Annotated in this window: 15 protein-coding genes and 1 pseudogene; 9 read left to right on the forward strand and 7 right to left on the reverse strand. The window is 50.6% G+C overall.

What is annotated here, in order from left to right; all coding sequences use genetic code 11:
• Positions 1-66 precede the first annotated feature (66 nt).
• The gene (tssK, locus tag AC6I7T_RS00310; RefSeq protein WP_497788185.1) at positions 67-1,440 is read left to right on the forward strand and encodes a type VI secretion system baseplate subunit TssK; all 1,374 of its coding nucleotides are present in this window, start codon (positions 67-69) and stop codon (positions 1,438-1,440) included.
• A 110-nt stretch (positions 1,441-1,550) separates the two neighbouring features.
• Here tssK (AC6I7T_RS00310) and AC6I7T_RS00315 read toward each other — a convergent pair whose 3' ends face one another.
• Positions 1,551-2,513 (reverse strand): hypothetical protein, encoded by a 963-nt coding sequence (locus AC6I7T_RS00315; protein ID WP_497788186.1) that lies wholly within the window; start codon positions 2,511-2,513, stop codon positions 1,551-1,553.
• Positions 2,514-2,649: 136 nt separating this feature from the next.
• Here AC6I7T_RS00315 and tssK (AC6I7T_RS00320) point away from each other — a divergent pair, with 136 nt between their 5' ends.
• Genes tssK (AC6I7T_RS00320) through AC6I7T_RS00330 form a run of 3 tightly spaced genes read left to right on the forward strand, consistent with a single transcriptional unit; the run spans position 2,650 to position 8,128 of the window.
• A complete protein-coding gene (gene tssK, locus AC6I7T_RS00320; protein ID WP_497788187.1) occupies positions 2,650-4,002 on the forward strand; it encodes a type VI secretion system baseplate subunit TssK in 1,353 nt (450 codons plus the stop codon).
• Entirely contained in the window at positions 3,999-4,685 is a 687-nt protein-coding gene (locus tag AC6I7T_RS00325; RefSeq protein ID WP_497788188.1) for a DotU family type IV/VI secretion system protein, read from the forward strand. The genes tssK (AC6I7T_RS00320) and AC6I7T_RS00325 overlap by 4 nt, the downstream gene beginning before the upstream one ends.
• 8 nt (positions 4,686-4,693) lie before the next feature.
• The gene (locus AC6I7T_RS00330) at positions 4,694-8,128 is read left to right on the forward strand and encodes an ImcF-related family protein (protein ID WP_497788189.1); all 3,435 of its coding nucleotides are present in this window, start codon (positions 4,694-4,696) and stop codon (positions 8,126-8,128) included.
• Positions 8,129-8,203: 75 nt separating this feature from the next.
• Here the strand turns inward: AC6I7T_RS00330 and AC6I7T_RS00335 are convergent, their stop codons facing one another.
• From AC6I7T_RS00335 to AC6I7T_RS00345, 3 genes are read right to left on the reverse strand one after another with little or no spacing between them, the layout of a single operon-like run.
• Positions 8,204-8,995 carry a PP2C family protein-serine/threonine phosphatase gene (locus AC6I7T_RS00335; RefSeq protein WP_497788190.1) on the reverse strand — a complete coding sequence of 264 codons (792 nt, stop codon included), beginning with the start codon at positions 8,993-8,995 and terminating at the stop codon, positions 8,204-8,206.
• A 3-nt stretch (positions 8,996-8,998) separates the two neighbouring features.
• The gene (locus tag AC6I7T_RS00340; protein WP_497788191.1) at positions 8,999-10,252 is read right to left on the reverse strand and encodes a hypothetical protein; all 1,254 of its coding nucleotides are present in this window, start codon (positions 10,250-10,252) and stop codon (positions 8,999-9,001) included.
• Entirely contained in the window at positions 10,249-13,074 is a 2,826-nt protein-coding gene (locus AC6I7T_RS00345) for a protein kinase domain-containing protein (RefSeq protein ID WP_497788192.1), read from the reverse strand. The genes AC6I7T_RS00340 and AC6I7T_RS00345 overlap by 4 nt, the downstream gene beginning before the upstream one ends.
• Before the next feature lie 249 nt (positions 13,075-13,323).
• Between AC6I7T_RS00345 and AC6I7T_RS00350 the strand changes: the two genes are divergently transcribed.
• The 5 genes from AC6I7T_RS00350 to AC6I7T_RS00370 all read left to right on the forward strand — a co-directional run bounded on the left by AC6I7T_RS00350 (position 13,324) and on the right by AC6I7T_RS00370 (position 19,180).
• Positions 13,324-14,037: a hypothetical protein gene (locus tag AC6I7T_RS00350; RefSeq protein WP_497788194.1), complete on the forward strand. Its 714-nt coding sequence runs from the start codon at positions 13,324-13,326 to the stop codon at positions 14,035-14,037.
• An 11-nt stretch (positions 14,038-14,048) separates the two neighbouring features.
• Positions 14,049-16,064 carry a histidine kinase gene (locus AC6I7T_RS00355; protein ID WP_497788195.1) on the forward strand — a complete coding sequence of 672 codons (2,016 nt, stop codon included), beginning with the start codon at positions 14,049-14,051 and terminating at the stop codon, positions 16,062-16,064.
• Positions 16,039-16,800 carry a LytR/AlgR family response regulator transcription factor gene (locus AC6I7T_RS00360; protein ID WP_497788196.1) on the forward strand — a complete coding sequence of 254 codons (762 nt, stop codon included), beginning with the start codon at positions 16,039-16,041 and terminating at the stop codon, positions 16,798-16,800. The genes AC6I7T_RS00355 and AC6I7T_RS00360 overlap by 26 nt, the downstream gene beginning before the upstream one ends.
• A 128-nt stretch (positions 16,801-16,928) precedes the next feature.
• On the forward strand, positions 16,929-17,675 hold the full coding sequence (locus AC6I7T_RS00365) for a DUF4410 domain-containing protein (RefSeq protein ID WP_497788198.1): 747 nt from the start codon (positions 16,929-16,931) through the stop codon (positions 17,673-17,675).
• A gap of 173 nt (positions 17,676-17,848) precedes the next feature.
• Complete coding sequence (locus AC6I7T_RS00370; RefSeq protein ID WP_497788199.1) at positions 17,849-19,180, forward strand: DUF1214 domain-containing protein; 1,332 nt, start codon at positions 17,849-17,851, stop codon at positions 19,178-19,180.
• A 142-nt stretch (positions 19,181-19,322) separates the two neighbouring features.
• On the opposite strand, the gene AC6I7T_RS00375 is transcribed toward AC6I7T_RS00370, so the two are convergent.
• The 3 genes and pseudogenes from AC6I7T_RS00375 to AC6I7T_RS00385 form a co-directional block, all read right to left on the reverse strand.
• The gene (locus AC6I7T_RS00375; protein WP_497788329.1) at positions 19,323-20,357 is read right to left on the reverse strand and encodes a GlxA family transcriptional regulator; all 1,035 of its coding nucleotides are present in this window, start codon (positions 20,355-20,357) and stop codon (positions 19,323-19,325) included.
• Positions 20,358-20,615: 258 nt separating this feature from the next.
• Positions 20,616-24,065 carry a TonB-dependent receptor gene (locus AC6I7T_RS00380; RefSeq protein ID WP_497788200.1) on the reverse strand — a complete coding sequence of 1,150 codons (3,450 nt, stop codon included), beginning with the start codon at positions 24,063-24,065 and terminating at the stop codon, positions 20,616-20,618.
• Positions 24,066-24,496: 431 nt separating this feature from the next.
• Positions 24,497-25,257: pseudogene (locus AC6I7T_RS00385) on the reverse strand (IS5 family transposase).
• Between the last annotated feature and the right edge of the window lie 93 nt (positions 25,258-25,350).

The following is a 25,350-nucleotide window of genomic DNA, read 5'->3' on the forward strand; positions in this document are numbered from 1 at the left end:
CGCGAGACGCGTGTCTATTCCCAGAGACGATGTGTATTTCCATTTGAAAGATCGGAGAAGGTTTCAATGAGACAGCTACAATCCGTCGTTTGGTCGAAAGGAGTGTTCCTTTCTCCTCAGCATCTGCAAGCGCAGGATCATTTTTTTGAGGATCTTCTCCGCTTCACGCTCGAATCTACTGCTGTAGCTTACTGGGGATTTTCTTCATTACAGATCGATGCCTCGGCGATAACGGAGGGACGTTTGCAGCTTTCATCGGCCTCCGGACTGTTTCCCGATGGCTTGGCCTTCGACACAGCGGAGTCAGACGAGGCTCCACAGTCACGCTCGTTTCAGGAATGCTTTCAGGATGGAAGAAAGTCTTGTATCTTCTATCTCGCTATTCCGCAGAGTCGTCCAGGGGGTATTAATATCGCGCCGCAACGCGGTGGGCTTAGCACACGCTTCTACTCGCAAATGCTGATGCTGCGGGATGAGAACAGCTCCGGAATCGAAAAGCCTGTCTCACTTACGCGAAAAAATATGCAGATTATCGCCGAGGGTGAAAGCCTGGAAGGGTTGCTGTCTCTTCCTATGGCCCGTGTGCTAGTGACTGATGCGGGGCGCTTCGTCCTGGATCGGGAGTTCGTTGGTCCGATGATCAATGTGAGGGGCAGCGAACTTTTGATCGGAATTCTGCGTGGTATGGTTGAGGTATTGGTGTCAAGAAGTGGACAGCTCGCCGGTGCCCGCCGCCAACGGAACCAATCTCTTGCTGATTTTAGCGCCGCTGACGTAGCAAACTTCTGGCTTCTTTATACGATTAACACGCATCTTCCACTGTTTCACCAGTGGACTGAGGCGCCTCACCTGCACCCCGAGAGGCTTTATTCCGAATTGCTTGCTTTGGGAGGAGCTCTAACGACTTTTTCTCGAAGTATCGCTCCCTCTGATTTTCCACGATATGACCACGAAAAACAGGGAAGCTGCTTTCTGGAAATGGAGAGAAAGATCTCGGAGTTGCTGAACACAGTGATTCCAAGCCGGTTTATAGCATTGCCACTGCGTCAGCTGCGCGACTCAGTGTATGTGACTGAGATCGAGCGGGATGAATACCTCGCGGATGCTCGAGTTTATTTGGCTATCCAGGCCGAGATGTCTGCGGTCGACCTGATTCACCGCACTCCCGGCTTGATAAAGGCGTGTTCTGCAACCCATCTTGAAACACTTATTCGCCAGGCATTACCGGGGATTTCGCTCACGCATGTTACCGCTCCACCTCGGGAGATTCCAGTAAAGCTGAATTACCAGTATTTCAGTCTTGAGCGGACCGGTGTGGCATGGGAGACCGTAACTCGTGCTCGCAACTTCGGAGTCTATGTGCCCGCGGAGATTGCTAATCCTAGTATGGAATTGATTCTGCTTCCGGACGATTTCAAGACGACGAATAACAGGCCCTAAACTGCTTTTGTAAATTAGCTTATGACTGGATAGCGAATGCCAAGCGCGGCTTTCTTGGCAAAAGACCGCGCTGAGATTCTTCTAGCAAAGACGCCCTTTATGGAAGCGGCCTAGTGGCCGCGTAGCAATAAAAAGACAACTAGAACGAGAATTATCAACATCAAGAAGAGATTTCCAATAAACAATAAGGGAAGGTATTGTTGAAGTCTTCCATTAGGCTGGGTCTGCTGGGGAATGGGTGCAGAGGGCACAGTCGGAACCACAGGTGGTGTGACAATACTTGGCGGAGTTGTGCCAACAATACTGGCTAGAGATTGCGCATTTGCAAGAATATTCTGGGGAGAAATAGGAGGAGACTGCGCTTCCACGGCAGGTGGCGATGGCGGAATCGGAGTGGGATTGAGAACTGGACCTGGTTCTGCTGGATGGCGAGTTTGCTGCGCCTCTCGAAGCGCTGAGCGCGAGATGATTTGTGTGAATTCACCAGGGGCTTGAGTAGCTTGCTGAACAGCCGGCTGTGGCCGCTCAATAGGTACCTCTTCATTGGTCTCACGTGAAAGGGTTCGCAGCAGTTGGGTAAAGCCTCCACCTAGCGGTGGTGAGTCCGGAGGAGCTTTCCTTTCGATAGAAGGAGAGGGCATTGGGGTATCGTCTTTTCTCGGTGCTTCATCGAGTTTGCGAAAAAGTTGTGTGAATTCGCCACCGCTGCTCTGTATAGGTTGAGAGTCTCTTGGAGAGCTACTGGAAGTGTTTAGAAGGTTGCCCGTGCTCTGAGGCCGAGCTATGCCTGTGTTCAAGGACTGAAATATCTGGGTAAATCCAGCCTCATCCTGCGATTGCGATGGAGGAATAGTTCCGAAGATATCTGTCGCAGAATGGACTTCATCCTCATGGAGTGTAGGAGAAGGCGTGTTCGATATCTCAGGTGATCGTTCAGGGATTGCAACCTGCCGAAAAACCCCGGTCAGGTCGGTACCGTGTGCTCTTCGAGAAGCGGAGTGAGAACGCGGTGGTTCCACCGATGCCTGTTCCGGTGTCTTCGTAATCTCATTTTGTTCTGTATCCCTTTCCATGCTGCTTTTCTCCTCGGATTAGTGAACACGTGCCTATGGAATAAAACCGTCGGACTTTCGTTATTCCATTGGGCAGCAAATATCGACAAAATTCTCTGTTCGGTAGCCGCTCCCAACCACAGGGGAACTACTTGCTATGAAATTTCTTTCTCGTGTGGTGTGGTCCGAGGGGATGTATCTTGCACCGCATCATTTCCAGACGCAGAGCCGCTATTTCGAAGACTCCATTGCTTTTCTCTCCGCAAGTTTATGGAGAGAACCATGGGGACTATTGCATCTTGAGATGGATACAAAGGCCATTGCAAATGGTTTTGTCGCTGTTCTAGGAGCGGTCGGAATCTTTCAGGATGGTTTGGTCTTCGACATGCCAACCTCCGATTCCTTGCCTTCGGCACGCTCGCTCGATTCGCTCGCAAAACCTTCGGATGCCGAGATTCTTTTGTATCTCGCGATTTCTGTACGGGGAAACGGCGGATATGATACGCCGGCGGACGCGTCGATGCCGACGCGATACTTGGCTGTTACACGAACACTCCGCGACGAAACAAATGGAGTAGATGAATATGAGGTTGAGCTGGCAAGAAAGAATATCGCAATTCTTACTAAAGCAGAACTTGCTCCCGGAGTCCTGGCCTTGCCAATTGCTCGAATACAGCGTACCTCCACAGGAAGTTTCCGCTACGATCCCGAATTTATCCCTTGCTCCTTACGGATAAGCGCGAGCGATGTCCTAATGCTTCAGCTAAGACGCCTGCTGACGATGATCGCCGAAAAGAGTGCTACGATTGCTCGCCCAGCGCAACATGGAAATCGATTACAGTCGAATGCACTTCCGATAGATATTGCGAATTATTGGTTTTTACACGCCTTGCATAGCACCCTCCCGGTTTTACAGCATCTTCTGAACACGCGTCATGCTCACCCGTCCGAGTGTTTTATGGAGCTTTCGCGTTTGGCCGGAGCCCTCTGTACGTTTGCTCTGGAATCTGATCCCAAAGATCTGCCGAACTATAATCATTCAGATCCCGCTCCTGCATTTCGCGCATTGAGTGCCCACATTCTGCGGCATCTGGAGATCATTGTTCCCACAAATAGTGTGGAGCTGATCTTTGCCGAGGCGGGGCCGTATATTCAAAATGCTGTTGTAACGGATGAGCGTTGCCTGAGAAGAGCGCGATGGATTCTCGGAATCCGGTCGTCCCTCGGGGAATCGGAACAGCTTCGTCTTGTTCCGAGGCTAATCAAGATCTGTAGCGCGCGGTTTGTGCCTGAGTTGGTGAAACGCGCTCTCCCTGGAATGCAGTTGACACATCTACCCGTCCCACCTGCGGCTTTGCGCGCATCGGTTGACATGCAGTACTTCTCCATCGATACAGCGGGGCCGTGCTGGCAACATATTTTGCAGACGAAGTCTGTTGGAATCTACATCCCCGGTGAAATTTCGGATCCCGAGTTCACCCTAACTGTTCTCCTGGAGCAAAGCGCATGAGTGTGGGGCGTACGGCCAACTTGGCCTCTGTATTTCAGGAAGTTCTTACTGCGATTGTCCGTGTGCGCTTTCGCCATCAGACTGTAGAAAACGCTGAAACATTTCGTCTACAAGTCCGCCAATCCTTGCAGGGACCCATGCAGCAGGCCCGCGCACTTGGCTATTCCAATGAGGTTGTACAGGGGGCAGTCTTTGCAGTTGTGGCTCTCTTGGATGAAAGTGTTCTGAACCTACAGGATCCAGTATTCGCACAATGGGCACGACGGCCGCTACAAGAGGAGCTCTTTGGTGGCCACTTGGCGGGTGAAACTTTTTTCCATAACTTGCGTGGATATCTAGCACAGGGGGACTCCTCTCAACTAGCCGATGTTCTGGAATTACACTGCCTGTGTCTGTTATTAGGCTATAGGGGCCGTTATGCACTGGGAGACAGCGGAGAGCTCCATGCAATGTTACGTCAAGCGCGGGCGCGCATTCAGCGTATTCGCGGCGAAACCTTAATGCTCTCTGCAATCGAAGCGCCTCAAGGAAGTCCAAAAGCTAGAACCGACCGTTGGGGACGATATCTCATCTGGACGGCGTGTGCTCTTGTTTGTTTCCTATTGATTGTGTTCACCGGCTATCACTTATCCCTTTCTTCTGGTGCAGCTGCTCTCGGTAGCAGCGCCTTGAACGCCGATTAGGAGTCTGCGTGGCCTCGTATCTTATTCCCTCTCTATTTGTGATTGTCGCAGCATTGTTTAGCTGGCTATTGGGGCCGGTGCTGCATCTTCAAGGGACTGCATTGGTCCTCTTGCGGATAGTCATTCTTGTTCTAGGATTTTTAGCAGCAATCGGCGCATATTGGTTTTGGTCGCGCAGAGTTACGCCGGGAGCAACGTCACGTGGCGAGCATAACAGCTCCGACGTCATCTCTCTCTTCCGGTCTGCGGAGCAGCGCTTAGCAGAGTCTCAACGTGGAGGAGTACACTCCTTTGATTCGGTGCCTGTGTTTTATGTCTTGGGTGTTCCGAATAGTGCGAAGACAACCACCATTCTTAAGTCAGGCCTGGATCCGGAACTGCTGGCAGGACAGGTCTATCAGGATGACGTCGTTGTACCGACACTTCTAGCAAATGTCTGGTATGCGAAAGAGGCAATCTTTGTCGATGCAGGGGAAGGACTTTCGTTTGGCAGCAGTCAGTGGAGTACCCTTGTCCGCCAAACCTCACCTGGACTGCTGCGTAGTCTTGTGGGAACAAAGCGCCCTCTGCGCGCAGCAGTTGTGTGCGTCAGTAGCGAGTCTTTCTTCGGTCCAGATGCCACTTCAAAGGTCTCCTCTCTTGGACGTGAAGGGAACGCCACTTTGCGGGAAATGGCACGCCAGTTAGGATCAGATCTTCCGGTATATGTCCTTCTGACGAAATTGGATCGAGTGCCGGGATTCGCCGAATACGTCAAGAATCTTAATACAGAGGAGGTTTCGGAACGTTTGGGGATCTCACTCACACGCGATGGCTTTTCCGACGGAGTGTATGCGGAACGAGCATCGTCTTTTCTGTCTTCCGCGCTCGACCGTCTATTTTATTCTTTAGGAGAATTTCGCCTTGAGGTGCTGGGACGCGAAGCGGAGTCAGCAAATGCCGCCGCTATCTATCAGTTTCCGCGTGAACTACAAAAACTGCGAACGAATCTCACAAATTTCTTGGTAGAGTTGGCCCGTCCCAGCCATCTCAATGCCAATCCCTTTCTTCGCGGCTTCTTTTGTGTTGGCGTGCGCGCTCAAATTATCGAACAGCTGGTAAGCGTCGGGGCAGAGATGCCGCGACGGGCGAGAGTGGAGGCAGCAGCGACAGGCATTCTCTCTTTGAGGGAAATTGAAGGTGCATCCCAGGGGTTTAGTGGATCGCAACATGTTAGCCGGAAGATTGCCCAGTGGTGCTTCCTTCCGCAAATCTTTCCAGACATTCTTCTGGCGAAAGAAGAGCGGGAGCAAAGCCCTTCTTCCAATGTACGCGTATCATTGCTCCGTCGAATTGGACTAGCCTTGGTTTCGATCCTATTGTTTTTCTGGATCGTAGGTTTGACTGTTTCTTATGTCAAGAACCGGAGGTTGGAACGCCTGATTGATGAGGCGGCTACATCTTTGCCTGCGAATGCCTATCCTTCCGACTTTGCTTCAAGCACTCAACTTCGAGAGTTGGAGCAATTAAGAGTTGTACTCGATCAATTGGAACGGTTCGAACAAAATGGACCTCCCTGGAGTTTTCGCTATGGACTGTACCAGGGCAGGAAGCTGATTGAGCCGGCACGAAAGCTATACTTTCAACGTTTCCGCTGGCTCCTCCTTGCTTCAACACAACAAAGGATCCGCACGGCACTAGATCAGCTTCCGGCAACGGCACCTCCTGATGCTGACTATCTGGCAGCTTATAATCCCTTGCGCGCGTATTTAATCACGACCTCCTTCCCCCAATACAGCGGGGAAGACTTTCTGGCGCCAATACTGATGCAGTACTGGCAAAACGGCCGTCAGTCGCAGTCTGAGGAACAGGTTCAATTGGCAGAACGACAATTCCGCTTCTATAGCGAAGAGCTGCATCGAGCAAAGATCTATGACATTGCTCCGGTCACTGCGACCGTAGTCCATACCCGAGGCTATTTGAACAGTTTTGGCAGTTTTGATCGGATTTATCAAAATATGTTGGCCGCAGCCGCGGGTAAGGTGCCCTCCCTCGATTTCAATAAGCTCTATCCTGGCTCATCGGCTACGGTACTCGAAACGCATATTGTTCCGGGAGCATTTACGAAAGAGGGTTTCGCATTTATTCAAACGGCGCTTAAAAATCCGGACCGATACTTTGCTGGAGAAGATTGGGTGTTGGGACCTCAAGCCGCAATTGCGGTACAGGGCCAGGCACTGGCACAGAAACTGGCAGAGCGCTATGCCATAGATTTCAGTATGCAGTGGCAGTCCTATCTTCGCGCTGCTTCGGTGGTACGGTATCGCGGCCTCTCCGATGCACGCCAGAAGCTTGAGAGCCTGTCGTCACCAAACTCTGCCTTACTAGCGTTGATCTTTATGGCTTCACGCAATACCGCCGCTGCAGGAGGTACGATTGCGAAGGAGTTTCAACCGACGCAAGCGCTTGTTCCTCCGAGCCTGAATGGACGCCTTGTGGCTCCAGGCAATACAGCCTATATCAACGGACTTATTGGACTGCAAGGCGCCGTATCGCAATTTATTCAGGACCCGTCTATAGCCAATAATCCTTCCGCCTTACAATCGGTAATTACCGCGGCTGTGAATGCGCACTCAGCCGTCAGTCAGACAGCACAGTCATTCGATATCGATTCTGTAGCCCATGTCGAACAGTTAGTAACGAAGTTGATGAGACAGCCAATTACCTCGGTGGAGGAGGCTGTGCGCGGTTCTGCTCCGCAACAGATTAATCTGGCAGGCCGCTCTTTTTGTAGTAGCATTTCTCCGCTACTTTCGAAGTATCCGTTTAGTCGAGCTGCTTCCGTGGAGGCAACACCTGCCGAGGTAACGGCTGCCTTGAAACCTGATACAGGATTGCTCTGGCAGTTCTATGAGGCAAACCTAAAACCGTTGGTTGTTCAGCAGGGAAGCCAATGGATTCTATCTCCAACGGCAACAGTGAAACCTACGCCACAGTTCCTTAGCTTCTTCAATCGCCTTGCGGTGCTTTCCCGCGCATTGTTTGCCAATGGGGCAACCGCTCCATCGCTAAACTTTGCAGCGCACATTCTTCCATCGCCAGGCATTCAGAGGGTTACCCTTTCAATTGGTGGACAGCAGCTCTCCGGACATGATGTTTCGGGACAGTTCAACTGGTCTGCGCAGGGAGTGCAGCAGGCCCAACTGATAGCCAGTTACGGCAGCAACAATCTACCTCTTCAGTTTTCGGGGACCTGGTCGCTCTTCCATCTGATGGATCGCGGACGCGTGGAGCAATCGAGCAACCCATTACGCGTGGCGTATCCTCTTGAGATCTCAGGTACCCCAATCATCGTCAATGGAGCCGCCCTTACAGAGAGAATAGAACTTTCGGGTCCGGCAGCCAGCATCCTGACCCCAGGTGGTCTCTCAGGATTATCTTGTGCGGTACCAGTGGCGAGATAATAGGAAGCTGAAAACGAGGGAAAAAAGCAAAGACGCCGATCCACGAATCGGCGTCTTTGCTTTATTGCGATTGTTTCAAGAAATCTTCGAAAGGGAGCGAATTAGCAGGCAGGTCATATTATCTATAGCTCCCCGTTCGTGTACAAGGCTCACAAAGTGGCGACAAATTGTTTCCAAGTTTTGTTCGCTGTGCACCGCTCGGGCAATTTCCTCAGCGTCGATATACCGAGTGAGTCCGTCGGTTGCAAGAAGAACAATATCTCCCGCCTGAAGTTCAGCGACAAAGAGATCCGGTTTCACCTCTGGTTCAACGCCAACTGCCCGGGTAATGAAGCACTGGAGAATAGGAGCTGCCTCCAAAGAGCTTCCCTCTGAGTCCGAGTTAGGTGTGCAATTTGAGCTGAGGGAATGGTCCTCGGTGATTTGCAGACAACCACCGTCCCTCAAAAAATATGCGCGGCTATCGCCGACATTGCCGATGACTATGTGGTTATTGTGAACACATGCAGCGACGAGAGTAGTTCCCATGCCTCGGAAAGCGTGATTCGCTTTCGATAGTTGCCAAACGGCCTGATTGGCGCTTGCAATCGCCAATTGCAGGCACTCTTCGGGAGACGAACCCTGATGGGCATATTTCTTGTAGGACTCAAGCGTCTGATGTACAGCAACATTGCTTGCAACTTCTCCAGCTGCTGTTCCACCCATCCCGTCGCAGACTACGAAGATTTTTCCTTCCGAATCGTAACCGAAGCTATCCTCATTGTTTGATCGCTGGCACCCTATATCGGAAAGGGCAGCAACTTCTATTTGAAGGGAAATAGGTTTACCCGTCTCTGACTCCGACCACCCTGTTTTTTCAATAACCATGACTTATTCGCTTTTCTGTTCCCAGTGGAGAAGAATTTTCGGTGACACTGACGAAGGAACAGGGAAGTAGTGGAGTTGACGCGCAATGGAAAACTCCTCTTCGGCTTGCTGTTGCAAAGAAACTTTTTCGGATGGATGGTCCTGATTATTCAAGATCGATTGTGTAAGGAGAGAAGAGGCAAGATAAAAGTGGGCTGCACCCGCGTTTCCGATACCCTTCTCCTGTAAATAAGAACGCAGTTTTTCATCGGCATCAGCAAAGCGGGAAGCGTAGAAGTCTCTGATAGCCTCAGTAAGTTGTTCTTCGAAGATCTTCGGGTCGGTTTTTAGAGCTGCAAGGATGCGCTTTTTCCCAGCGACTGCATCAGCTTGTTCAGGATCAAGTTTCAATACCGCCTCATAGGAGTGCATTGCGCTTCGCAGATCTCTATGCGCCTCCTGCTTATGTGCAATAGCTAATGTCGCTGCAATCTGGGCAGTGTTCTTGACGGTCTGGGAAGGCCCAGTTGCAGAGGGCGGCTGTTGTGCAGGGGACAAAGATGGCTGTGTTTTTTCTGCCGTGCGAAGGGTCTGTTGTATCTCCTGCAACCGCTGCTGAGGCTGCCCAGGCCCATTGGGTTGAATGGAAATGGCAACTTGATACTGTTTGGCTGCTCCCTTATAGTCGCCGTTGTGAGCGAGGTTGGAGGCCTGTGTCATTGCATCCCGGTAGAGATGGATTGAGGTAAGGAGCTGCTTTGTTGTGTCAAGATAAGGCTGAGATTGCACATGTGCCAGGAGTGATTCGGCTTGCTCGAAATTGCCGCGTAAAAAGGCTCTCCGCGCAGCTGCAAGAGCAATGGGTCCCATTTGATTTCTAGGGATGCGGTCTGCCAGGATAAGGGCGTCCTGTAGAGCTTCCTGCGCCTCTAATCTATTTGGTCCGAAGGTGATCTTGCTCAAGTCTCGAATGGCTCCGGAGTAGTCCTTGCGCTGCATCTCTATCCGGGCGACATTGAGGTCCGCCTGGAATTGGGCAAGTATCTGTGCAAGACCCAACTTTTCCTTTTCGCAACTCTTCCCGTATTTTTTGTTGTCGAGTGTAGCTGCCTGGCAGAGATAATTCACCTCTGACTGCAAATCGCCCTTATCTTTGGCCTGTTTTGCTAGATCGTGTAGCTGATTTGCGTCTAACGTCGGCTGTTGAGTCTGAGGCAGCGCAATGGCAGAAAAGAGTACGAATGTAAATGTCCATACTATGTTCTTGACAGGACTCATTGCTCCGCTCCCTTCAGTACTTGTGAGATATCTATAGCACCAACTTCAGCAGTACAGAGATGATTGTCTACCGTCAGATTGCAGTCGACTGTCTGCGTCTCTTGATTCGGTCCCTCGAATGATATTTTGTATCGGCCTTCCTCGATATTCTCAAGCCTTAACGGGGTTGTCTGCTCTCCTTCGGGTAAAGCAACCAGTTTGCCCTTGCTGTCTTGAATGCTCACAATCTTCGCCCAGGGAGAGGCATTGATTTCCAGGTCGGTCCGTTTGGTAGCAGTAATATTCGATGGGGGCGCAGTTGCCTGTATAACTGGTTGTGACGGATGCGGTACTTGCCTGTGACGAGTCACAACAAAACCGATAGCAATAACTGCTACCACCGTAATCGTAGTAGCTGCATACAGCAGTATCTTGCGGGGCCGACCGGCTTGGAGCGAAGGTGCAGATTTTGAATTCTTCGCTTTTTGAGCAACACACTCCGCCCGAAGGTTTCGGTATTCCTCCTGCAGAGTTGTTCCTGAGTAACTGCTTGCCTCTTCGGCCCGACGGAGTGTTGCATTGGCCTCTTTCCACAAATTCGCTTGTATTGACCGGCGAGCCATCTGCATTACCTCGCGAAGGGTCTGCTCGGCTTTTGCTCTGCGCTTTGTCTCCCATTCTGCTTTGGTCTTAACAATCTCTGGATGTGCGCCATAGCGTTTTTCCAATACTTCCCATTGCGCCATAACTCGCTTCCAGTCATTCTGCGAGAGGGATTTCTCGCTGGAGGCCTCAGCTTCGGTTATGGCCACCTGGATCTGGGCTGCTGTGCGAAGTTGCGCGTTCTTTTGTTCCACATTAGCTTGGGCCGCTATCGCCTCTTCCAGCAGTTTCTCGATCTCCTGATCGCTTCCATGAGCTGTAAGCATTTCTTCCAGTTCACGTTTTGCTTCAAGATAATCTTTTACCTCCATGGCGGCGTGGGCTTTGACCAAGGCATTCGACCGGGCCATATTCGCTTCAAGTTCTTTGAGATGGGTCTGCAGCTGAGCTTGTGACTGACGGAGGGTTTTATTGTCAGGCGCCTTCTCTAACCCCTGCTCGATGAGTCGCAATGCTTCGGCTGGTTGATCGGCGAAGAGGTCTTGTGCTCGTAGCATCGTCTCACGCACGATCTGCTGTGTGAGAAAATCCTTTTGTCGCGATTCGGCCTCTGCTTGCAGCCGCAACAGAAGGGCTTCTCCAGGCAGGGTTTCAATAGCTCGTTTTGCACGGTTTTGGGCAAGGTCGAAATCCTCGCGATCGAGGGCATCCTGTATCTCGGCCGCTACGCTCTCTAGTAGCTCTTGCCTGCGCTCTTCCCTCTGTCGGGTCGTAGCGGTAAAGAGTAGCTCATGGACTTCTGTGTGTGTGGGATCCAGTTCTGTGGCTTGGCGGAGAAGAGTAATGGCTTCTGTATACCTTCTGTTTCCGTAGTTCTCTCTTGCGCTATTTAGAAGTCCTTCTACCTGAAGCGACTGTTGTTTCCGCTTGATCTCACGCAGGATTACCGAATAGGCATTTTTTAAGTCCGTACTATTTTCGTTAATTTGCAGTGCTTGTCCGAGATAATCTTGAGCCTTTGTGAGATCGCCGCGATTGCGCGCTTCGTTTGCTTGTTCCCATAGAGCTGCAATCCTCAACTGTTGCTGACGCTGTTCCTGTACCTGCTCTAGACGCTCCTTTAGGCTAAAGACATTTTCTTGATCGAGCTGTTGCGCTTGCTGAAAGAGGCTAATGGCCTCTTGCCAGCGTTGGTTCTCCTGAGCAATTTGCCCTTGTTCGATGATTTGGCGGAGTTGCTCGGTACGTTGCAGTTGACTTAGTTGCTCCTGTACTTCGGTGATCAGGGTATTGGTCTCGGCGTTACCAGGATCGATTCGTTGCGCCTGGAGCAAGACGGTACGGGAGCTTGCGAATTGCCGTTCTTCGGCCAAGCGGCGTGCGGAATCCAGGAGCAAGTTTACCCGCTCTTGCTTCAGTGCTGCGGCAACCAGCTGCAGATCGAAGGCCATTTGTTCTGCAGTGGGGTAGCGGTCTGCTACGTTCTTGGCGAGAGACTTCGCAAGTATTCCAGCAACGCCCTCTGGAAGATCTGACACGTAATCTTTTAGAGGTATATAGGGTTCGTTGATAACGCGATAGAGCGAGGAAATATTCTTTCCCCTGAAGGGGAGCTCCCCCGAGAGCATTTCGTAGAGAATTATGCCGACAGACCAAATGTCGGCGCGTCCATCGCTTGGCTCTCCCTTGAGACGTTCCGGCGCAATGTAGTGGAAGGTTCCCAACAGCGCATCAGTCTTGGTTAGTTGACGGGTCTGATCGGCAAGACGCGCAATCCCGAAATCAACGATGGTAACCCGCCCATCCGGTTGAATCAGGATGTTTGCTGGTTTGACATCGCGGTGTACTACGCCGTGTCCGTGGGCATAGCCGAGTCCGGCACAAAGTTGTTCCACGATCGAGAGAGCTTCTAGAACCGGAAGGCGCTTTTGCGAGCGCAGGACCTTTTCAAGCGACTCTCCAGCAATATACTCCATGGCGATAAAGGGATTGCCGTCCTGTTCGCCAAGTTCGTAGACCGTAACAATGTTTGGATGACTCAGGATTCCCGAGCGCGCTTCCAGATAGAAGCGTTGCCGCAATTCCGGAGTGGCCTCTGTAAGCGTTTTGATGGCCACATCCCGGCCAATGAGAGGATCTTCGCCTCGATAGACGATGCCCATGCCTCCTCGACCGAGTTCTCCAGTAATGCGATAACGACCGATTTTTTCGATTGTGGGAATTGACTTCTCAGCAGGCATACGTATGCGAATTCTGCCTCATAAAAATAGCTTTCAAAGAGACAACACCTGAACAGGAGAATTATTCCTGCATTCGCTCACAGGTGATTTCCCGCGTCTAGAACAACCATTCCGCGTTTGGCGGAATAGCTATTTCTGTCTCTGAGCTTTTGAAAAGATAGATAAAGGACATTCAGAGCGAATGGCGTCGCATGCCTAGAGTGATGTTCAATATTTCGAACGAATGGCCCGCCTAATTGGGGAGAACAAATGAAGAAAATAAGCTTTATTATCGTAGCGTTTATCCTATCCAATTCTGGGATTTCTCAAACACCCAACTTCCAGCAGCAAAGGCTTCAGGCTTTTCAGGAAGCGGCGGACCAGAACGAGAAGCATCTTCATCAATACCAATGGATCGAGACTACGACTGTTACGCTCAGTGGAAACACACGTCCGCCCAATCAGGCCATCTGCCATTACACCGCCTACGGAACACTCAGCAGAACTTCTCTTGGTCCTCAGCAAAGTCCGCCACCACTTTCGGGAGGGCCACTCCGACGTCATATCGAAGAAAAGAAAATTAAAGAGGCGCAACAGGCTGTAGCTTCTGTCCGGGAGCTTACAGCGAGGTATATTCCAATGAACCCCAGCGTTTTCAAACAGTCGCTTCAAGTACACCGCGTTGATTTTGAATATATGCCTGATGGTAGAAGCGCCATCGTCATCAACGATTATGTAAAGCCGGGTGATAAGTTCACGCTTGAACTTTATCCTGCAACTATGAAGCTTCGAAGAGTCATCGTAAATTCATATTTCGGCTCCACTTCTGAACCATTTGTGGCCTCAGTAGATTTTGCGATGCTTGAGGATGGCACCATACATCCAAGTATCACAAAGCTGGATGCACCGTCGAAGCACCTCATAATCAGTACAGTAAGTTCCAATTTCTCGATAGCAAGGCAATCATCGCAATCAGTCAACTAGGGAGGCTTGATTTGCCCTCATCGATATTTCTAGATGAGAAGATAGCGAACGCAAACATCCTGTTGCTGCACATGGTAGGCGAGGCCAGCCAAGTCGCGGTATCAGCGATTCTCATTCGAGCACTTTATCTCTTACGACGTGATGGAAAAACCCCAAAAGGATTTGTCTCCATCGCAGTGCTGATGTTGGCAGCCAGCGTGGTTCGGGCCGCCAGGCTGATCGATACGTGGGTTGCACCGCCTCCCCCTCATTGGCTCGAGGGCATCACTGTGATCGTACTTTTTGTTGCGATCACTGCGATCCCTCTTATCTTGTCCATTCGCTATTTGCCCCTCCACCAACCATCAGACAGAAGGGTTTCAGATCCGTCTTGGCTGCAATGGGCGATGATGATCAACGCTGTATGCGGTTTGGGAGCCTTCGCCGTTGCCACCGTTTTACAGTACGAGCTTCTAGTCTTTCTAGTTCCTTGTTTTACCTGTACGGTTTCTGCAGTCCTACTGTGCCTGCAAGTCTCAATGGTTAGTAACGATCAGATACGTCAGCGAGGCTTGATCCTTTTTGCAGGCTTCACAACCGTGGGGCTGTTAGGTGTTTCTGCCAACGTACTCTTTGGATATGTGGGCAGCTATCCTCTTGCTTCTTCCGTAATTCTGGCGGGTTCCATTGAATTGTCGAACACACTGGTCACGCTGGGCATGCTGTTCGTCTTTGCTAATCTCAGGCTTGCCGACATCATTGTGAAACGGGTTGCAGCCCTGTACATCCTATGTATAGATTCTCTTTTGGTATGGGGTGCGGCTACCGGCCTCTACTCTCAGTCCAGGAGAGAAAGCGATCAGAATGCTGGGCTTTCCCTCCTGACTATTGTAATCATTGGATTGAGCATCTGGACGACTCCCCTTGCTATACGAAAAGTCAACGAATGGATCGACAAATGGGTGTTTCAGGTTCCAGACTTTAACGCTGCAATCCTCCAGTATTGGGAGCAACTGCTAGAAATCGAAAATGCTGATGAGGTTTATCACGCCGGCGAAGTGATGATTCGCAATACACTGTCTCTTGCCGCAGTAAAAATCATCGCTTTGTCCGATATGCGACCCAAGAACCCGACAACATCAGTTATCGGTCCTAATCCCTCTTTTATTTCTGATGACAGTCCGCTTCGCACCATTACTTCACCGCCCGCAGATGTCCTCGTTCCATTAATCCAGGAAGACATCGCGGATCATTGGATTGTTCTCAGCTACGGAGCACTCCGTCCGCCGCTCACGGCAATGGAATTAAGTTTTGTATCGCGGATTGCCGGAGAAACTCGAATACGGGTCAGTGCTGTCCTTGCTGAGCAACGAAGACATGAACGAATCAAAAGAGAAAGTGCCCTGCGCGAAGAGATTGCAGATGCCGAGCTTCGAGCTCTTCGGGCACAGATAAACCCTCATTTCCTCTTCAACTCCTTAAACACGATCGCCGATTTGTCCGCCGTAGCCCCTGAAAGGGCGGAAGAAATGACCCTCCGTCTCTCTGCAGTCTTTCGTTACATACTGGCAAACACGGATCGGGAGTTTACCTCCGTCGGTGAAGAACTTGCTTTTGCCAGGAGTTATCTGGACATTGAAGAAGCCCGGTTCGAAGATCGTCTAACAGTCCAATTTGATATTGAGCCATCTATTCTTGAGGAACAGGTTCCGACTTTACTGCTGCAACCCCTAATCGAAAATGCGCTCAAGCATGGTCTATCTCCAAAGATGAGTCGAGGTACTCTGCGTATCTTGGCAAGACGGACCGATATTGGCTTCGAGCTTACAGTATCCGATGATGGGGTTGGGACGCAAATGAAGTACAAACATGATTCCTCAGACCGGAGTACGTATGTTGGTCTTCGGAATGTTGAAAAACGGCTTCAGACCGCGTATGAAGGACGAGCAACATTTACACTCAAACCTCGCGTAGGAGGAGGTACGGAAGCAACGATATCAATTCAGAAATGTAAAGAGGAATATGATGAGAGCTTTGCTCGTAGATGATGAATTATCTGCCCGGCGCCGATTAACCCGCCTCCTTGCCAGTTTCCCGGGTATTGATATTGTGGGCGAGGCTCAAAATGGACTAGAGGCTCTTTCTCTAGTCGAATCATTGAACCCGGATGTCGTTTTTCTGGACATTCGCATGCCCGGGCTTGATGGTTTTGGTGTAATCAGGGCTCTTCCTACTCGAGTGAAAATGCCTCTTTTCATCTTTGCAACGAGTTATGATGATTACGCCCTTGAGGCCTTCGAAGCAAATGCCGTCGCCTATCTCCTAAAGCCTGTAGAAGTACCACGACTTACTAATGCGCTCGATAGAGTTCGCCGTCTCCTGAGTTCGGGAACAGAACGAACCGAAGATGAAGAGAAGATCCAGGCTCTTGTGGTCTCGACCAAGCAACTTAACCGCATCGTCTGCCGAAAGCACAACCGCTTCTTATTAATTGATCCGGCTGAGGTTCTTTGGTTCTACATCGATAAAGGAGTTGTGCGGACGCAGACAACGACGGAAAATTATTGGGTGAATTATCAGCTTAACCAACTAGAGGGTGGACTCGATCCAGAACTCTTCTTTCGCGCACGCCGTGAAGTTCTGGTGAATCTTTCCAAAGTGAAATCCGTTAAGCCTTATGACGGCAGTACTTTTGCATTGGTTATGGCAGATTTCCACGAGACGGAATTTGTAGTGAGCGAGCGAAGAGCGAAGGAGCTACGTAATCGTCTGCCCGGATTGTGAAGTATTTCGTCTTTGCAACGACAGCGGTATGGCCGGCTCGGGTTACATCTACGCCAGTTTTGTTTCAGTTGCAAAAATATAGGAGGTCCTCAATACCGCGACATATGTCATATTCGTGGAGATATAGCATGCAGCAAAGAATGGTGTTTTTCCTTGCGGCGGTTGTCGTTAATAGTTATGTGGTTGTGGCGCAAGACAGCGTGGGCAATATCTTTACTGGTGATGCCAAGGTCGAAATAGTCAAAAAGTACGATGATCTAGAACCACTTCCGCGTCCCGAAAAAATTGTAATTCAAGACTTCTCACCGATTGGTCAGATCGCCACGGACGATTCGCTTGCCGAACGGCTGCATCAGCATCATTTGTTGAAGCACAATCAGAATAGCAATTCTTCCTCGGAGGATCTGATTCGAAAGGTTCAGGATAGCTTCAGCAAAACATTAATCAACGAACTAGCTAAGGATGACATTTCAACGCAGAGAGCATCGGATGCCGAGCCCGCTTCCATAGCACCGGTGTTTGTTGTCGAAGGAGAGTTCCTCGCAATAGATCAGGGAAACATGTCAAAACGTATCATGCTTGGATTTGACCGCGGTGCGAGTGATATCAAAACACACGTAGTTGTGTTTTCCTTTTACAAAGGACAGAGGAGGGTAGTACTTGAGTTCAACCTGAATTCCGAGAGCGGGAAGAAGCCAGGCGCCATCACCACCATGGGAGTGGGCTCGATCGCCGTTAATGCCGTTGCCGGGGATGCTGGCGACAGAAGGGCAACAGTCGAATCTGATGCGTCAAGGACAGCCAAACTTGTTAGCATCCAAATTAGGAACTTTATGAAAACTCAGCATTGGATAACCCGGCCTAAACAGGAATAGGCTCCCGCGAAAACCATAGCAATTCTAGTTACTAGATGTGGCTCTAAGCGCGGGATAATCCAGTTGGGCGCGGGTTTGAAGAGTCAGCCGGACCCAAGTATCCCTTCTTGTGCCATAAGATGACTTCAGTGAGAAAGACAATCTAATTCATGTTGGTATGAAAAGGAAAAGTCATGCAGTCTACTGAATCACTTAGCACAAAAGAAGACACATCCTCTGTCACTACAGTCGTCCGAGACTACGTTCTGCAATTCTACCCAATGTGGTTTAGCTACAACCAGTTTCAACATTCCCCGCATAACCGTCCCTTCGGCCCAGATCGAATCTCAGCAACCTTCCAGAGCGTGGTCGCAGTCAATGATGACACTTTATACGCGATCACCTTCCTCGATCTAGCCGTCGATCCGGTTATTTTAGCTGTTCCGGAAACAGATGTGACCTATTCAGTTCTCACGATGGACTCATACGGTGATATTTTTGCCTCCGGCCTCCCCGCCCAGACGCCGGGCACCTTTGCTCTGATTGGACCTGGATTCTCAAAAACGTTACCTGTCGGCGTCACTCCTATCGAGATGCCACTCAATATCTCGATCATGATCTTTCGGGCTGATAAGTTCTCTGCTTCTGGAGTAGACCAAAGCAGGGAAGCAGATTTGTTCCGTCGCTCATTAAAAACGCAGATGCTCTGCGATTATGAGAATACGCCATGTTCAGATGGAATGGCACATCAGACGGTCGGGGGGAATACTCTGATTCTTCCCGAGATCGATTTCTCTCTTTCGCTCAAACAAATAGCAGACGATTTGGTTGCTATCAATCCGATCGAGTTCGTGAAACAGCTGCAAATAGCCGTTGCTTCTCCTATTACACCACCGTTCTCCCCGTCGGAACAGGCATTATCGAGCGAAATGAACGGTCTGCTGAGCAATATCGATATGCATGCAATTGAGGTTACGACAGGCGTACAGACGGCGCATCAAGCTATTATTTCAGACTATCTTACACATACGGTTCCCGGAACAGAGTGGATACACTTCACGAATATTGGTGCCTGGGAGGGAAATATCCTTGATCGGGCAGCAGTTGCAGAGTATTTCCTGTATGGCAACGATATCAGTACGGCCGCCTACTATCATGCGTTTAATGATGGCACTGGTTCTGCTCTCGACGGCAGCAGAGGAGGGTATGTGCTCACTTTTCCCGCAGGGCATCTTCCCGAGGCTAAACGTTTTTGGTCAGTTACGGCATACACCTCGGATACGATTGAACTGATCGAGAATGCAGCAGGGAAGTATGTGGTCGCAAGTTACACTCCGGGATTGGTAACCAACTCCGATGGCTCGGTTTCAATTTACATGACCACAGAACCTCTCACTGGAGTGCCGATATCCAATTGGCTCCCGATATCTTCCGAGTCTTTTAATGTAGTGCTGCGCATCTATGGTCCGGAAGGCCGTGTTGCGAGTAACGGTTATGTCCCGCCTGCAATTGAGAGACTCCCATAACGTCGGATAGATGCTAAGATAGTGCTTCTCTGAATAGCATGTGTATGCCTCATAAACTGGCGCGCCGCATCGAACGCCATGACGCGGCGCATCCAGACCACAGCTCAACTTCCCGTTTACTGAGCATCGGTATAATGTCGATCTACGCGTGTTCTCTAGCTTCGCGAGGAGGTGTCTTGTGAACCTTTCGCCAGGCTCGCCGCAATTGACGTGAGGAGCTGAAACCCGCCTTCTCGGCTACTTGTTCCATATCTAGGCTTGTTTCGCGGAGTAATTGTTGCGCAAGTGCAACCCTTAGACGGTTGCTGTATTCGGCGATACTCATACGAGCATGTTCGTGAAATAGCCTTGAAAGGTGACGTCCGCTGGCGCCACTGATTTTTGCCAGCTGTCTGAGAGTCCAGGATTTCGTGGGATCGCTGGCAATCGTGTCCTGCAAGCGATGTACTGCGGGATGCAGATGATTGCGGCCTTCCAGCCAGGGGGAGAGCTGAGGATCAGCTCCGCTACGACGCAAGTAAACTACCAGATATCGCGCCACCGCGATGGCACAGTATTGGTCGGTACACTGATGTACTAAATGCAACATCAGGTCGACGCCTGCTGTGATGCCGGCACTGGAATAGCGCTCACCGTCCTCAATGTAGAGACGGTTTTCTAAGACAGTGGCTTTCGGAGCAATCGTGGCAAGTTCTGTACAGCTGAGATGGTGGGTTGTGCAAGCATGTCCATCGAGAAGGCCTGCTCGTCCGGCTGTTAACGCTCCAGTGCAAATCGAAATCAACTTGTGTCCAGGCCTGATGGTTTGCCTCAACCAGGCTACGATTGCGTCCTCATCGGAATCATCGCGCTGGGATTTGCCGGAACCTGTCCAGCCCCCAGATAACATAACATTTTCTACGTCGCCTGCGAGTACGACCCAGGCTTCCGGGGGCAGCTTACTGGGGAGGGGCTCGATCGCTGCCAGAGTAACACCGATCGAAGTAAGTAGTTCAGCTCTCGGCCCAACGTAGCGAACATCAAATCGCACTCTCTGTTGCATTCGGTTCGCTTGGCGCAACACTTCGAGGGGGCCCGCAATATCCAATAATAGGAGGCGAGGGGGAAGTACAACGAAAACTGGAATCTGCCGCGCTTCTTGATCGCCCGGAGGGTGGCCTACCGGAAATCCTCCGATGTTTCCCAGTTGCGCGCCTACTACGTTCTCAGGGGGTCGTGGCCCGGATAATTTCTTTATCAAGCCTTTCCAACCTCCAGTTTCGATTCGCTTGTGACGTGCGTTTTTCTCCCATTTCAATTCATCAGCTATGGATGGATTGGGGACTGGCTTGGCATCACCAATGATAACCGGAGAGAACTAAACTTTACCGGGTTTATTCATCGAAGAATGGCATCAGAACCGCCCTCCCCATTTCACCTAGAAATGAAAATGCTTCTAGAACATGAACTTTGCTGTGAGCGTTATCTGACGATTCCCTCCGCTGAAGATCTTAGAGTTCAAAAAATTCGGATCAGCGATCTGAACGTATCCAGGATTTGAGGTTGCTGCGGTTACGCCTGCGCTACTGAATACATTGGCGTTACTGATTGTGAAGTTTTTGTGATTTAGGATATCGTAGAAGTCTGCCCTAAGCTGAAGGGAAGTAGATTCCGTTAGCTGAATTCTCTTGCCCAGTGAAAGGTTCATCACTCCGAAGCCGGGAGACCTGTAATTGTTGCGCCCAATGGTCGATTTCACAGCAGGCCCCGCGACGACGTATCTGGCAGTAGGATCGGCAGCCAGATAACCGATCGCTGGGAGCGTCGTATTGCCTGAAAGGTCGTTGGGATCATAGCAGGCTCCGCCTTTACCTAAGGGTGTAACGGCAAAGGTGCCTCCTGCAGCGGGTGGCCCGTTTGTTCCCTGAAACGTCGTACCGCCGGTTCCCTCGCAAATCGGTATCACGTCGGATCCTTTCTGCGTTGTGGCAGAAGCATTCAGTACACCACGGTCACCGGCTGTGTCTCCATTTCCGTTTGCATCCGCCACAACGCCGGATTGAAGTGTAACTGGCTGACCGGTCTGTGCCAGATACACCGCTCCTACTCCGTAGCCATTCAACAGAGCTTTGAGAGCCCTGCGTCCGGAATGGATGGGCGCTGGTTCGTAACTCAGTGACAGTGCAAACTTTTGACGTACATCTAAATCCGAGTTAGAACGGTCTTCGCCAATCCGATTCGTATCCTGCGCGCGACGTGGGTTCAGCAGGCTGGTGAAGAATTCGTTCGTCGCGTTATCAATCGCGTGTGACCAAGTGTAGTTCGTGTTAAACGTCAAGCCATGCTGCGGGCGCTGTGTAAAAATCAAGGAGACAGAGTGATAATTACTGCTCGCTAGCGGGGGATCTGAGGTGACATCACCGCGAAATCCATACTTGCTCCAGATATTGGAGTCGAACTGATTGAAGGCAGTGTCCGTCGGCGTCTTCACATCCCATGCAATCGGGACATCGGAGGCGTTGAAATAAGTGGGCAGGGAAGCTATTCCGGCATCGAACGCACTGATGTGGTTACGGCGGAACTGAACCGGCAATTCCATCCCGCGTGTTCCCAGATAACGCACCTCAAATACGCCATCTCGGTAGATCTCATGCTGAATGCCCATCGACCAAGTGAGATTTTTGGGCATTACTGTGTCGTCTATATAACTCGTTGTCAGAGCTCTTGCGTCCTCCTGATTTGCTGGGGGCAGATATACAGAAGGTAACCCTCCATTGGCGAGAAACGGGAAGCTGGTCCCGGTTCCGTTTGTGTCGAAGTTTGCACACCAACCCGGTGGCTTGCTCAAGCTACATGCCGATGTCGGGTTCATCTCGCTTTGTAATTGAGGGGGCAGGGTAATGGCAGCGAAATTTTGGAACTTCCATCCATAGGAGATGCCAAATCCGCCTCGAATCGAGGTATTCCCATTTCCTCGCAGATTGTAGGCGAAGCCGACACGTGGCCCGAAGTTGTTTGTATCAGTCTTCGGTCTTCCAAATGTCACAACACCTGGGACACTAGAAATGGCGTTGAGAGCCTGATTCTGGCTGCCGAGAGGGTTCGTCCAGTACTCGTAGCGGATGCCCAGGTTTAGCGTAAGTCGTGGTGTTACTTTCAGATCATCTTGAACATACCCGGCGAATAGGCTTTGCGTTCCCAGAAAGCTGCCGCTACCAGCGCCTCTCAGCGTTCGACCTGGCGTTGAGGGCAAGAAGTCATTAACTAGATCTTGTGCGAAGTTGTACCAGTAATCTCCGTTGCTCCGTGGCAGATAGAACTGCGGGTAGATGAAGTGGGTGTACTCTCCACCAAATTTCACAGTGTGTTTGCCGATCACCCAAGAAACGCTATCCTTGACTACGTAAGAGTTCTGTTTCTGACTCTGAATATCAGAGGGGCCGATCGTTGTTGCCCCCAGTTCACCGATCGTTACATCCGGAGGACAGGTCTTACAGGGATTGAGCAGTGCCAGGGAGTAGTAGGCATACTGCAAACGTAGGTCGTTGACAATGTGATCGTTGATCGTCCATGTATCGGTCGCCGCAATCTTGCGATTACGCACCGGATTGTCCTGATTGAACTGTGCTTGGGTTGAATTTACGGGAACAATGAATTTCTCCTGATTTGACAAAAAGCGAATACCGAGTTGGTGCTTATTTCTTGAGTAGTCGACATTAGCAATCACGTCGTGCTCGCGCTGAAGCAAGGGGCTGATGATCACAAGCGAACCGACAGGGATAGTAGATCCATTTACCGTAATCGCCTTGGCAGGATCGGACGCCGGAGCGACTGGATAGTTTTTAAGAACATCTTTCACGCTCTGATTGGCCGCGAGATTTTCCATGGTTGCCAATCCTTCGGAAGTCGGAGCATTTAAGAATGTGGCGTTTCCCGCACCATGCAGGTCGGTGTATTCATAATTTCCAAAAAAGAAGATCTTGCTTTTAACGATTGGGCCGCCCAGGTTTGCACCAAAACGGTTGTTATCGTAGGCGGGCTGGCCTGGAATCGTGCCGGCAGCAATGGCTTCTTTGGTCAGATTATCCAAGGCATTGAGATTCCGGTTCTGAAGATACTCGTAAGCGGAGCCGTGAAAGCTATTTGTTCCCGTCTTGGTTACCAGATTGAATTGGCCGCCGGAAGAATGTCCGGTCTCAGCACTAAACTGATTGGTCTGTAAGGTGAACTCTGCTACCGCATCGGGGATTACCGTAGAATTTGGCCCGGTAACTCCTAGGTTGTTATCATCGACGCCGTCTACGTTGAAGCTGTTCTCTCGCGGACGCGTACCGCCTACAGAGCCACCAACTCCGGTGACCCCTCCCGGCTGTGCCACCACATTTGGTGCTAGAACCGCAAGATTCAGCGGACTCCCATTCAGAGCTCCGCCGGCGTTGGGCAGATTTTGTACCTCCAACGAACTGAAATCGTTGTTTATAGAAGAAGAGGAGGTCTCCACTGCTGATGGCGAGACGCTGACTTCAACGACCTCAGAGACTGAGCCTACTTGCAGTTGAGCATTGGCTGTGTTTTCGTGATCGGCGAGCACTATTACGTTGCGACGCAGGAAAGTTTGGAATCCCTGTTTATGTACGTTCACGGAGTATTTTCCGGGGATCAAGCTTGGGATATTCCAAAGGCCCGCAGAAGACGTGACGGCATTGGAGACTACGCCTGTTTCTTGATCCTTAACGATGATCCTGGCGTTTGGGACAGCCGCGCCTTGTGGATCTAGAACCTGACCGCCCAGCGCACCGGTTGTGCGCTGAGCGACCGCGAGAGATACCAATAATGTGAATACGCATAGGTGAATCGTGATCAATCTGAAGATACATTCGATTTTTTCTACTTTGACTTGATCCATATACCGGCCTCGACTCGCAATTCTTGCAAGATTGTGACAACTGTCTCGGTCTCCTAAAAGGCCAGCGATGGACAATATTCGGGCAAAAGAGGACACACTCAGGGACTTCCTAACTGGCGAAGTGGCAGCCAGTTGTTGAAAGCCGCCAACGCAATTCGCTCATTCGCACTAGGCCATCCCGCGAGCACTATGGCTCTATTGAGCGGGGATATGACATTTCTAAAAGGCGTCTGTATCTTAGCTATACAGAATCTTTCTTATCGGACGTAAGGGGTACAAGAATAAAATCCAGATCAGCCGTTTAGGAAAAGAGGCATAGGACAAATACACGCCCTTTCCTCTCAAAAGGCATTAGTTAAATGAAGCTGTTCACCCGCTCCATGGTTTCATTGTTATGCTCAGACCAGCGACAGGAGTGGACAACTTCATCTTCATCCTTTACAGCGAAACACAATTCCCAAATGAAGCTTTGATCTAGAAAGCATAAGGATAGCGAAAGCGAGGTAGTGAAGGCCGGCTAGAGTGAGGGCGAGGCGTTCATAGTCTCTGGCGAGTCGGCGGAAGCGTGCAGCCCAACCAAAACTTCTTTCTACCACCCAGCGGCGTGGGAGGAGAACAAAACCACGTTTGGCTTCTGTATGTTTGACCACCTCAAGTCGGATTCCATGCTCAGCGGCGTCACTGGCGGCGTTTTCTCCGGTATAGCCTTAATCCACGTAGGCCAATTCCACATTTTCTCCGGTCAATTCTTGTACCGCTTCAGCTAATTGTCCCACTTGAGCTCGATCTTGCTCGTCGGCCGGGGTGACATGGAGGGCTAACAAATGACCAAGCGTATCAACGGCTACATGCACCTTGGAGCCTTTTCTTTGTTTGGCTCCGTCGTAGCCAGCCCGCCAACCGGATTCGAGCGTGGATTGTATCGTTCTGCTATCCAAAATCATGGCTGTCGGTTGCCGCTTGCGCCCTGCATATTCACGTAACAACATGCGTAGGTCCTCTACCATTGCTTCAAAACAATCCGCCAATGAATCCCTGTCCGCACCACGTAGCGCATAGCGTTAAAGACTTCGCGTAATTTGTACTCTCGCTGCTTGGCTTCCGCCTTGCACAACGTCAAATATGGTGCTACAAAGGCCCATTCCTCGTCACTTATATCACTGGGATATCCAACCCCTCGGCTATTGCCCATTTCCTCATCGTCCGATACTTCTCCCTTCTCCCTTCTCCCTATCTCTTTGTTTGAGAAGGAATAAAGTTAATAACAGGCTCTAAGCGGAACGGA

This window comes from Humiphilus diazotrophicus (assembly GCF_059726315.1).